Annotated in this window: 9 protein-coding genes; 2 read left to right on the top strand and 7 right to left on the bottom strand. The window is 70.6% G+C overall.

From position 1 onward, the window contains the following. Positions 1–34 precede the first annotated feature (34 nt). The 5 genes from ACNI65_RS14690 to pcp all read right to left on the bottom strand — a co-directional run bounded on the left by ACNI65_RS14690 (position 35) and on the right by pcp (position 3,830). Entirely contained in the window at positions 35–943 is a 909-nt protein-coding gene (locus ACNI65_RS14690) for a hypothetical protein (protein WP_416757565.1), read from the bottom strand. Next, on the bottom strand, positions 930–1,967 hold the full coding sequence (locus ACNI65_RS14695; RefSeq protein WP_416757566.1) for a DUF692 domain-containing protein: 1,038 nt from the start codon (positions 1,965–1,967) through the stop codon (positions 930–932). The genes ACNI65_RS14690 and ACNI65_RS14695 overlap by 14 nt, the downstream gene beginning before the upstream one ends. Continuing rightward, positions 1,964–2,164, bottom strand: a complete 201-nt coding sequence (locus tag ACNI65_RS14700) for a hypothetical protein (RefSeq protein ID WP_416757567.1) — start codon at positions 2,162–2,164, stop codon at positions 1,964–1,966. The genes ACNI65_RS14695 and ACNI65_RS14700 overlap by 4 nt, the downstream gene beginning before the upstream one ends. Before the next feature lie 244 nt (positions 2,165–2,408). Next, the gene (locus ACNI65_RS14705) at positions 2,409–3,083 is read right to left on the bottom strand and encodes a LysE family translocator (RefSeq protein WP_416757568.1); all 675 of its coding nucleotides are present in this window, start codon (positions 3,081–3,083) and stop codon (positions 2,409–2,411) included. A 108-nt stretch (positions 3,084–3,191) separates the two neighbouring features. Continuing rightward, positions 3,192–3,830, bottom strand: coding sequence for a pyroglutamyl-peptidase I (gene pcp / locus ACNI65_RS14710; RefSeq protein ID WP_416757570.1), 639 nt, complete (start codon positions 3,828–3,830; stop codon positions 3,192–3,194). Between the two features lie 160 nt (positions 3,831–3,990). Here pcp and ACNI65_RS14715 point away from each other — a divergent pair, with 160 nt between their 5' ends. Next, positions 3,991–5,970: a M66 family metalloprotease gene (locus ACNI65_RS14715; protein ID WP_416757572.1), complete on the top strand. Its 1,980-nt coding sequence runs from the start codon at positions 3,991–3,993 to the stop codon at positions 5,968–5,970. A 112-nt stretch (positions 5,971–6,082) separates the two neighbouring features. Next, the gene (locus ACNI65_RS14720; protein WP_416757573.1) at positions 6,083–8,623 is read left to right on the top strand and encodes an ATPase, T2SS/T4P/T4SS family; all 2,541 of its coding nucleotides are present in this window, start codon (positions 6,083–6,085) and stop codon (positions 8,621–8,623) included. 56 nt (positions 8,624–8,679) lie between these two features. Here the strand turns inward: ACNI65_RS14720 and ACNI65_RS14725 are convergent, their stop codons facing one another. Together ACNI65_RS14725 and ACNI65_RS14730 are read right to left on the bottom strand one after the other, a co-directional pair. Further along, positions 8,680–9,999 carry a 3-deoxy-D-manno-octulosonic acid transferase gene (locus ACNI65_RS14725; RefSeq protein WP_416757574.1) on the bottom strand — a complete coding sequence of 440 codons (1,320 nt, stop codon included), beginning with the start codon at positions 9,997–9,999 and terminating at the stop codon, positions 8,680–8,682. Positions 10,000–10,006: 7 nt separating this feature from the next. Further along, the gene (locus ACNI65_RS14730) at positions 10,007–11,395 is read right to left on the bottom strand and encodes a phosphomannomutase/phosphoglucomutase (RefSeq protein WP_416757577.1); all 1,389 of its coding nucleotides are present in this window, start codon (positions 11,393–11,395) and stop codon (positions 10,007–10,009) included. Positions 11,396–11,658: the final 263 nt, after the last annotated feature.

The following is an 11,658-nucleotide window of genomic DNA, read 5'->3' on the forward strand; positions in this document are numbered from 1 at the left end:
CCGGCGTCAACGGGCCAGCGTCAACGGCCCAGCGTCAACGACGCAGGCCGGGCAGCGACCAGCCTTCGTGCGGGGCGCCGGTCGCCACGGCCATCTCGACGCTCTCGACCCGGGCCAGCCACCCACGCGCCACCGCGGTCGAGAGCCAGTCGGCGAAGTCGAAACCCGGACCGGACTCGCGCAGCGCGTGCTCCAGGTCCATGCCGCCGAGCAGCGCCTCGCACCAGCGCCAGGTCGCATCGTCCAAGGCCTGGACGCGACCCGACCAGGCATCGCGCCAGATCAGCAATCCGGCCACGTCCCGCTCGCACGGCCTCGCGTGCCGGTCGGCCTCCGCGTCGATGGCGGTCCCGGTGTCCGGAGAAGTCAGCGCGCGTCGATCCGCCTCGTCCAGGTCCTCGCCGCGATGCAGCGAGACCTGCTCGGCCAGCACCAGGCGCACCGCGCCGGCCGGCAGGCGGCCGAGCAACGCCAGCGAGCTCAGATCCGGCACGTTGACGTCCTGCCGTGACACGGCATGCAGCGCCCACTCGATCCGGGCCAGCGCCAGCCAGCCCGCAGGCACGACCGCCGGACCCGCGGCGTCGAGGCGGTCGATCAGCGCCTCGCCCCAGTCCCCGAGATCACCGTGCGACGGCGGTTGTCCACGCCAGCAGGCCCAGGCCAGCGCGGCGAAACTTCCAGGCCGCGCGGTTTCCATGTGCCGGCGCAACCGCGGATAGACCGCGCTGAGCGCCCGGTCCGCCACCGCGCAGGCATGGGCGCGGTGGACCCGCAGCGCCTGGCTCAGGCCGCCCGCGATGCCCGGCAGCGCCTGCAATCCGGGCGGCGCGAGCGATGCGGGATCCGCGCCCGGTTCGGCCAGCACGGCATCAACCAGTTGCGATTGGCGCAGCAGCAGGTCGTAGCGACCCGCCAGATCCTCGAATTCATTCATCGGCATGGCCGACCTCCACGGAGTCGCCCGATGCGGACGAGGGGCTGCGCCGGACGCGGCGCGACTGACGGCCGGGTTGACGGCCCGGATCACGGCCCGGATCACGGCCCGGGCGCGCCGGCGGCGGCGCGATCTGTTCCCGCGCGAACGCGGATTGCGTGTCGCGGGCTCGCGCGACTTCCGCGGTCAGCGCGGCCACGCCGGGCAGCGTCTGATCCCATTCGATGAGCGTGGGCCGGGCGCCGATGCGGCCCAGCGCCTCGCGATACAAGGCCCAGACCGGCTCACCAACCGGACCGCCGTGGTCATCGATCACGATGCCGTCGAGCCGGGCATGCCCGGCGAGGTGGTATTGCCCCACCGCGGCCGCGTCGATCCGCTCGAGCCAGGCGACACTCGCGGCGATCGCGGCGTCCTCGTCCTGGCCTCGGTTGAGCGCGTTGACCACCAGATGATTCAGATCCACCAGCAACCCGCATCCGGTGCGCGCGGCCAGGGTGTTGAGGAACTCGGGCTCGGGCAGGTCGTCCTCGTCCCAGCAGAGATAGGCGCCGAGGTTCTCGACGAGGATCTGCCGGCCCAGCGTCTGCTGCGCCGCATCCACCTGGGCGGCCAGCACGTCCAGGCCGAGCGCGGTGAAGGGGATCGGCAATTGCGCGTGGGCGTGCATCGGCTGCTGGTGCCGCAGCACCCGGCAGAAACCGGCATGATCCGACACCAGGCCGGGCCGCACCGCTTCCACCAGCGCGCGCACGCGCCGCAGGTGCTGCCAGTCGATGCCGGCGGCGGAGCCCAGACCCAGCCCGACGCCATGCAGGCTCACCGGCATGCGCTGCGCGGCCTCGACCAGCAAGGCCCGGGCGTGGCTGTCGGGCGCGAGGAAGTTCTCGGTGTGGACCTCGATGAAATCGAACCCGTCGCCGGCCCGCGCCATCGCGGACGCATGCAAGGCTTCCTGCAAGGCCGCTTGCAAGGTCGGTTCCCAGGCGATGCCCACGGCGACCGGCCACAAGCTGGAGCGGGCCGTCATCCCTTGGCCTCGGGCACCGGCCACCGCGTCTCGGCCGCTGTCGACGCATCCGCCAAGGTCGCGCATCCCTGCGTCAGGACCGGCAACGGGCCTCGCGTGCCGCCGGCCCGTCGGGCGCGTGCGGCGGTGGCGCCGGAGGCCGGAACCGCCGACAAGGCGGCCGTCAGCGCGGCGAGTACGAGGCAGCGAATGGTCATGCGAACAGCTCCGAGGGATGGGATCGGGCCCCGCGATGGGGAGCCCGGACGCCCGGCGGTCGCCGTCCGATCGGAGGGCCGCCAAGCATGGGGCCCTCAGTTGGGCTACCCGCATCCCGCGCAGCCGCCTGCGGCCGTGCGTTGACTTCGATCAAGCACGCTGGCGCGCAACGGAGAACCCGTCCGCGAGTTCGCTCCGGCGCCTCACCGCTGGCGCCGGCAGAGGGAACCGATCAGCGCGTGTTCACAGCGGCGTTCCGCCTGGCGTCACGAACTGCGCCCAGGCCTGCCACGCGGTGTAGAGCGCCGTCAGCCACAACAGCGCGCCCACCGCGCGCAGCAACCAGCGCTGACGACGCAGGCCGGCGGCGGTCGAGCTTCCCAGCCGCCGCCGGCCACCTGCCGCCAGCCAGGCCAGTCCGCCGTACACGGCGATCTGCGTGGCCGCGGTCACGAGCCCGATCACGCCGAGCTGCCAGACCAGGCCGCCGCGTTCCGGATGCACGAACTGCGGCAGCACGGCCAGGCTGAACAGGTAGGCCTTGGGATTGAGCAGGTTGGTCAGCATCGCGCCGAAGAAGGCGGATCGCGGACGAGTGCCGCCAGTGGCGGCGCCTCCGCTGGCCTGGGTGGCCGGCTCGGCGCGCATCAGCCCCCACCCCAGCCACGCGAGGTAGACCGCGCCGGCGACCAGCATCGCGGTGAAGGCGCCCGGCAGCGCCTTGAGCAGCAGCGCCAGCCCCATCGCGCCCATCGTCAGGTGACACAGCGCGCCGGCGACCACGCCGCCCAGCGCCGCCAGGCCGGTCCGCAGTCCGCCGGTCAGGCTGTGTCCGACGACGAAGGCCATGTCCATGCCCGGGATCAGCACGATGCCCAGCACCAGCGCGAAATACAGCGTCAACTCGGCGGGGGTCATGGCGTCTCCTCGTTCTGATGTGAGGAGGCGCAGCGTAGGCGCGCGTGCTGTCAGCCCGCGACAGGAGCGTCAGGCAGCCGCTTCAGACAGAAGCGTTCCGCGGGAGCTTCAATCCAGCTGCCCGCCGACGGCGCGGATCTCCTGGGCGGTCAGCGCCACCTGCAGCACCAGCCGCGTCGCGTCGATCAAGGTGGACAGCGGCAGGCTCGGCGCGCCCGCATGGCGCGCGGCCTGCTCGGGCAGGTAGGGAATGTGCATGAAGCCGCTGCGCACGTGCTGGCCGTCGAGCCGGTGCTGCAGCCCGTAGAACAGGTGATTGCAGACGAAGGTGCCCGCCGTCTGCGACACCGACGCCGGGTAGCCCGCCTCGCGCAGCGCGGCCACGATCGCCTTGATCGGCAGCGTCGAGAAGAACGCCGCCGGTCCGCTCGCGATGACGGGCTCATCCACCGGCTGCGCGCCCGCGTTGTCAGGGATGCGCGCGTCGTCGACGTTGATCGCCACGCGCTCGAGCGAGAGGTCGCAGCGCCCGCCCGCCTGACCGATCGCCAGCACCGCCACCGGTTTCACGCGGGCCAGCGCCTCGTTCAGCCGGCGCAGCGCCTCGCCGAACACGCAGGGCAGTTGCACCGCGACGACCCGCGCGCCGCCGATGGCCTCGCCATTGAGCGCGCGCGCCAGTTCCCACGAGGGATTGATATGTTCCCCGCCGAAAGGCTCGAAGCCGGTCACCAGCACGTTCTTCATGGCGGCGAGTCTAGCGGCCCGTCCCCGCGTGTCTGGCGTGCCCGCATTCACCGCCGCTTACATGCCTTACCTGAATGAGGCGGAAATACCCCCTCGAATGAGCGTCATCCGGGCGCTCTGCGGAGAGACTGCGCGCCTTGCGATTTTTCTCTCCCGATCCATGTCCGCGCCTGACCTGCTGCTCCGCCCTCCCCGTCACCGCACCCTGACCCGGGCGATCGCCATCGGCTGGACCGCCGCCGCGCTGCTGGGCGCCTGCGGCGGCGACGGCGGCGCGGGTGACGACGCCGCCAATGGCGCCGGGTCCGGCACGGGCGGCGGCAGCGGTCAGCCGCTCGGCGTGCTCGCCATCCAGCGCCTGGAACTCGCCCAGACCCACGTGCTGCCCGACGGCGCGCGATCCTGGTCGCCTCCCACGCCGGCCAATGCCTCCGAGACGCTGCACCTGGTCGGCGGACGCGAGGCGCTGGCGCTGGTGCGCCTGTCCGCGGCGAACGCGGACCGGCCGGTGCTGGAGGCGCTCGCTGACGGGCAGTCGCTGGGCACGGTGCCCCTGAACCCACCGTCGCAACTGCCGCCCACGGAAGCGTCCGGTCCCGCCTATGGCGACGACCTGTACAGCGCGACGGTGCCCGCGGCCTGGCTGCGGCCGGGCCTCACGCTGCGCGCGAAGGCCGCCAACTACCAGGCCGGCGAGGCACGTGCGGTGGAGGTCGGCGCGGACATGCCCTTCACGGTCCGCGTGCTGCCCTTCTATCTGTTCGGCGCGACCGAGGCCAACACCGCGCGCCCCTTGAGCGTGACCGGCGCGCCGCCCGCCGACGCGGTCACCGAGATGTACGCCAAGTGGCCCGTGGCCAAGCTCGACGCGGTGAACCATCCGGCCCGCCTGGTGCAGTGGCCGGCGCTGGTGATCCCGCCGCGCAGCGACGCCAATGGACAAGCGCAGCCGGCCTACATCGCCCGCTCGGCCAACGATTACAAGGACGGCTTCGCCGGCCTGGCCGGCGTGCTGGGCACGCTGGGCGCGCTGCGCAATGCCAATGGCGAAGGCGCGCTGCCGGTGCAGTACTACGCCCCGCTGCTGGCGCTGGACGGCGCGGGCAAGTACCGCGGACCGGGCGGCGGCCTGGGCGGCGGCAGCGACGGCGCGGGCGATGAGCTCTACGCCGGCATCTTCATCCACGAGCAGGGCCACGCCTTCGGCCTGCCGCATGTCGGCGAGGCCTACGACGACGGCCGCTATCCCTACGCCTGGGGCAGCCTGAACGGCTCGACCTGGGGCTACGACGGGCAGCGCAAGCAGTTGCTCGCGCCGTTCGTGCCGGCCACCGCGTCGCGCTACGCCAACTGCAAGACCGACACCTTCGGCGGCAAGCTGCGCACGCTGGACAACACCGGCCGTTGCGTCAAGCAGGACCCGATGCAGAGCGGCTCCGGCGACCAGGCCTCGGGGTACCGCTACGCGACCTTCTCGGACTACAGCACCGCCGTGATGCAGCGCTACTTCGAAGGCAAGACCAGCGTGGACAGCAAGGGCGTGCACACGCCGGGCAGCCGGCTGGTCGCCGACGCGAGCTTCGCGTCCGGCTACAAGCAGTGGGACACCGTGGACAAGCGCTGGGTCGAGGCGCCGATCACGACGACATCCAACGGCCTCTGGGGTCTGGACCGCGGTCTGCCCCAGCAGCGCGACGTGCCGGTGGTCGCCATCGTGCTGACCATCAGCAACGCCAACACTCCGGGCATCACGCAGATCGACCCGCCGCTGAGCTTCACGGGCAACCTGCTGCGCGGATTCGATCCGACCGTCGCCGCCGACCGCGCGGCCTTCGTGCCCGACACCTCGGCCAATGCCTGGTACTGCCGCAACGGCGGCTGCGACTTCACGTTGCGCCTGACCTACGCGGACGGCAGCGTGCGCCATCGCTTGCTGCAGGGCGGATTCCGCCCGTTCAATCAGGCCCGTGGCACGCCTGACGCCAGCACGCGTGATCCGCTCCACGGCGCGAGCTTCCGGCGCTTCGCGGTCCAGGTGCCCGGCGACAAGCGGCTGACGAAGGTCGAGCTGCTGGACACGCCGTTGGCCTGGGAAGGTCTGCCGGCACAGCCGCGCGTGATGGCGGAACGCGCGCTCTGAGGTCCGGGCGGGCACGCCACCTGCTTATCCGGGTAGTGGGCACTCTCCAAACGGGTTAATCTCCCGTCCCAAGACTGCCCAGACACAGAATTTCCCCTGTGGAGACCGCCCGATGACCGACCCGTCCGTGCCGCTGCAATGGCCTCATGCCCAGCCGGAGAATGCTCCGGCTGAAGCGGCACCGCAGTTCGAATGGCCGACACCGCCCTTCGCCGCCTACCCCCGTCCCCGGCCCCAGCGTGAACCGCAGGCTTGCGAGATCCTCGGCCTGAACGGGAGCCGCACCGTCGGCAAGGTGATCCTGATGGTGCCCTCGGAGCGGCTGGCGCAGGTCGTCGTGCCGCCGGCGCGCAACGCGATGCCGCTGAAGTTCTCGCAGTTCAAGGCGCTCAAGCTGCTGCACGCGATCGAGGTCCCGCCGCGCGATCCGGCCACCGCCGACGATCCGATGACGCTGGACCAGCGCCCGCGCAGCGAGTTCCGCCTCGTGTACCAGGGCGGCGAGGAGCAGAAGGGCTCGACGATCGGCCATCACGAGACGGAGCTGGGCCTGTTCCTGTTCCCGCCGGTCAGCGACACCAGCGACTGGGTGCGCTGCATGTTCGTGCCGCGCGAGGTGCTCGTGAGCTTCGAGGTCGGCGAGCGCATCGGCGACCTGCTGGTGCGTCAGCAGGTGGTGACGCAGGCGCAGGTCGACGACGCCGCCAACGAGCAGCGCGAGCTGCGCGACCGGCGCGTGGGCGACATCCTGGTGGCGCAGCACATCGTCACGGCCGAGCAGTTGATGGCCGCGATCGACCAGCAGGCCAAGATGCCGATGGTGCGCATCGGCGAGGCGCTGCTGGCGCTGGATCTGATCACGCAGGCGCAGCTCGACGAGGCGCTGGCGCAGCAGAAGCAGGACCGCTCGGTGCCGCTGGGCGAGCTGCTCGTGCGCAAGGGCATCGTCACGCGCGCGCAGCTGCAATCGGCGCTGGCGCGCAAGATGGGCTATCCGCTGGTGGACGCGGACAACTTCGCCATCGAGCCCGACGCGGTGCGCAAGCTGCCGTTCTCCGTGGCCAAGCGGCTGGAGGTGCTCCCGCTGGTGCTGCGCGATGGCCGGCTCATCGTGGCGATGGAGGACCCGACGCGGCGTGACTGCATCGACGAGGTTGAGTTCATCACGCAGCTCAAGGTCGTGCCCGCGCTGGCGCGGCTGGGCTCGCTGGCCTTCGCGATTCCCACGGCCTACGAGCGCTACAGCGGTCAGCCGCTGCCCACCGGCGGCCTGGGCGGCCTGCCGGCGCTGTCGATGGATTTCGAGCTCGACACCTCCGACAAGCTGATCGAGACGCTGGAACGCGAGGGCCAGGAGCAGGTCGCGCGCGAGGCGGCGCGCGAGGAGGAGAAGGACCGCCAGATCGAGCAGAGCGACAACTCGCTGGTCCGGCTGATCAACACGATGATCATCGACGCGCACAACCAGAACGTGTCGGACATCCACATCGAGACCTATCCGGGCAAGGAGAAGGTCAAGATCCGCTTCCGCAAGGACGGCGTGCTGCAGCCCCACCTGGAACTGCCGCACACCTACCGCAGCGCGCTGATCGCGCGGATCAAGATCATGTGCGACCTCGACATCTCCGAGCGCCGCAAGCCGCAGGACGGCAAGATCAATTTCGCCAAGTTCTCCGAGCGCCACAAGATCGAGCTGCGCGTGGCCACCATCCCGACCAACAACGGGCTGGAGGACGTGGTGATGCGGATCCTGGCCTCGGCCAAGCCGATCCCGATGGAGAAGCTGGGCTTCTCCGAGCGCAACCTCAAGGAATTGAAGGCGGCGTCCGAGCGGCCTTACGGCATGGTGCTGTGCGTGGGTCCGACCGGCTCGGGCAAGACGACGACGCTGCACTCGGTGCTGGCCAACATCAACACGCCGGAGCGCAAGATCTGGACGGCCGAGGACCCGGTGGAAATCACGCAGGCCGGGCTGCGGCAGGTCCAGGTGAATCCCAAGATCGACTGGACCTTCGCCAAGGCGCTGCGCGCCTTCCTGCGCGCGGACCCGGACGTGATCATGGTCGGTGAGATCCGGGACGAGGAAACAGCGGAGATCGCCGTGGAGGCGTCGCTGACGGGCCACCTGGTGCTGTCCACGCTGCACACCAACAGCGCGCCGGAAACGGTCACGCGCCTGCTGGACATGGGCATGGACCCGTTCAACTTCGCCGACTCGCTGCTGGCGGTGCTGGCGCAGCGTCTCGTGCGCCGGATCTGCCCGTCGTGCCGCAAGTCCGAGGCGATGTCCGAGACGACGCTCAACGAGCTGCTGGACGACTACCTGCACGTGTTCTCCGCGGAGAACCGGCCCTCGCGCGAATCGGTGCTGGCGGAATGGCAGGGGCTGTACGGTCAGCCCAACCTGCTGCAGTACCACTCGCCGGGTTGCGAGAAGTGCGACCACACCGGCTTCAAGGGCCGCGCGGGCCTGCATGAGCTGCTGACCGTGTCGCGTCCCATCCGCCGCCTGATCCAGACTGGCGGCCGCGCGGAGGAGCTGATGCATCTGTCGATGTCCGAAGGCATGCGCACGCTGCGTCAGGACGGCATCGCCAAGGTCCTGCAAGGTGTGACCACGCTGGGCGAGGTCCGGTCGACGAGCAATCAGTAGCGGCCCTCAGCGGCCCTCAGCTGCTGCCATCGCCCATCAGCGGCCGGCAACGCCCATCAGCGGCGGGTGTCGGCCAGCGCCAGGATCGGCGCGGCCATCCGCGCCGCCGCGCCGCGATGCGCCGCGGCGAAGGCTGTGGCCGCGGCGGACATCGCGTCGCGCTCGGCCGGGCGGGTCAGCAGACCCAGCGCCTCATCCAGCGCGCGCGGCAGGTCCTCGACCCGGCGCGACGCGCCCGCCTGCAGCGACAGCTCGGCCGCCTCCGCGAAGTTGAACGTGTGCGGGCCCATGAACAGCGGCACGCCGCAGGCCGCGGTCTCGATCAGGTTCTGCCCGCCGAGCTTCTCGAAGCTGCCGCCGAGCAGCGCCACGTCGGCCAGCCCGTAGTACAGCGCCATCTCGCGCATCGAATCGCCCAGCCACACGTCCGCCACGCCCGCGCTCAATGGCGGCGTGGCGATCTCGCTGGTGCCGAAGGCGCTGCGGCGCGCCACCGTCAGGCCGGCCCCGGTGACCAGCGCGGCGATCTCGTCGAAGCGCTGCGGATGCCGCGGCACGATCAGCAGCAGCGGTGAACCCGCGCGCGCCCTCGCCTCGCCCGCCTGCTGCCAGGCGGCCAGCATCGCGGCCTCCTCGCCCTCACGCGACACCGCGAGCATCACCACGGGCCGATTCAGCCCCGCGCGCCAGGCGCGGCCCCGCGCCAGCAAGGCCTCGTCGGGCTGAAGATCAAACTTGAGATTGCCGCACACGCGCACGTCCGCCACGCCGGCCTGACGCAGGCGATCGGCGTCCTCGGTCGTCTGCGCGAGCGCCAGACGCAGGCTGCGCGCCGCGGGTGCGAGCAGCGCCTTGAACTTCTCGCCACGACGCAGGCTGCGCGCGGACAGGCGCGCGTTGGCCAGCACCATCGGCACGCCGGCCTTCAGCGCCTCGTGCTGCACGTTGGGCCAGATCTCGGTTTCCATCAGCACGCCGACCGCGGGCCGCGTGCGTCGCAGGAATCGGCGCACCGCGCCCGGTGTGTCGAAGGGCAGCCAGCGCTGCGTGTCGCCATCGCGCAGCAACGCGCGACCGGCCTCGCGGCCCGTCGCGGTCGTGTGCGTGAGCAGCAGCCGCATCCCGGGCCGCTCCGCGCGGAGCCGGTCGATGAGCGCGGCGGCGGCGCGGGTCTCGCCCAGCGACACCGCATGCACCCAGATTGATCCCGGCGCGATCGACGCGCCGAAGCCGAATCGTTCGGCCGGATGCGCCGCGTAGAGCGGCTCCTGACGGCCGCGCAGGAACAGGCGCAGCGCGTAGGCCGGCGACGCGAGCCTCAGCAGCGTGCTGAAGACACCGCGCGCCAGGCGCTCCTTGAACGAATCGGCGGACAAGGAACGATCAATGGCCGGACGTGAACGTGATGTCGGCCTTCACGCGCTTGAGCTGGGCCAGCACTTCCTTCTGGATGCGCTCCAGCGCTTCCTGCGTGTGGCCCTCGAAGCGCAGCACCAGCACCGGCGTCGTGTTGGACGCGCGCACCAGGCCGAAGCCGTCGTCGTATTCCACGCGGATGCCGTCGATCGTGATGATCTCCTTGGCATTGGGGAACTCGGCGATCTCCTTGAGCTTGGCCACGACCTCGTGGTGCTCGCCTTCCTTGCAGGGGACGTTCAGCTCGGGCGTGTTGACGCTGTTGGGCAGGTCGTTGAGGACCTTGGACGGATCGTCGCTGCGCGACAGGATCTCGAGCATGCGCGCGGCGGTGTACATCGCGTCGTCGAAGCCGTACCAGCGCTCGGCGAAGAAGATGTGGCCCGAGAGCTCGCCGGCCAGCGGCGCACCGGTTTCCTTGAGCTTGGCCTTGGCCAGCGAGTGGCCCGTCATCCACATCAGCGGCTTGCCGCCGTGCTCGCGGATCCACGGGGCCAGGCGCTGCGTGCACTTGACGTCGAAGATGATCTCCGAGCCGGGCAGGCGCTTGAGGATGTCCGCGGCGATCAGCATGATCTGGCGGTCCGGCATGATCATCGTGCCGTCCTTGGTGACGATGCCCAGGCGGTCGCCGTCGCCGTCGAAGGCCAGTCCGAGCTCGGCGTCGGTCGCGTGCACGATGCGCTTGAGGTCCTCGAGGTTCTCGGGGCGCGAGGGATCCGGATGGTGGTTCGGGAAGTCGCCGTCGACCTTGGAGAAGATGTCGACGACCTCGCAACCCAGCGCGCGGAGGATCGCGGGCGCGGTGGCGCCGGGGATGCCGTTGCCGCTGTCCACGACGATCTTCATCGGGCGCGAGAGCTTGGCGTCGGACACGATGCGATGCGTGTATTCGGCGGTGATGTCCATCGAGGCGACGCGGCCGTTGCCGGTGGCGTAGTCCTCGGCCTCGATGCGGCGCTTCAGGTCCTGGATCTGCTCGCCGTAGACGGCGGCGCCCTTGAGGACCATCTTGAAGCCGTTGTAGTCCTTGGGGTTGTGGGACCCGGTGACCTGGATGCCGGAGTGGCAGCCGTGCTTGCCGCGGGTGGCCGCGACGTAATAGAGCATGGGGGTGGTGACGGCGCCGACGTCGACGACGTCGAGGCCGGTGGACTTGAGGCCGCGGATGAGGGCGGCGACGAGGGAGGGGCCGGAGACGCGTCCATCGCGGCCGACGGCGACGGCCGTCTCGCCGAGCTTCAGGGCTTCGGTGCCGAAGGCCTTGCCGAGGTGTTCGGCGAGGGTTTCGTCCAGCGTCGTGCCGACGACACCGCGGATGTCATAGGCCTTGAAGATGGATGCGTGAACTTGCATGGGCTTCCTTGAGACGTGGTGGTTTCCAAAACTGGGGCGCATTGTAGGCAGGCGTCCTGTGACAGCCGTGTAACCCCCCGCACGCAGGCAATTCGCGGGCCAGCCTCCCTCCTCGACGAAGTCTCGTAGGGAGCGTCTCGGAGGGAGCAGCCCAGGGCCCCTTTCCGGAAGTAGAGGGGTGAATTGGATGGCCGGGGCGGCCATCCAAGAGAGGACATGGAGGAAAGGGGCCCTGGGCGGATCCCGACTGCTCGGTGCATGCA

Origin of the sequence: Roseateles sp. So40a, from assembly GCF_048081605.1 — a bacterium.
Lineage (GTDB): Bacteria > Pseudomonadota > Gammaproteobacteria > Burkholderiales > Burkholderiaceae_C > Roseateles.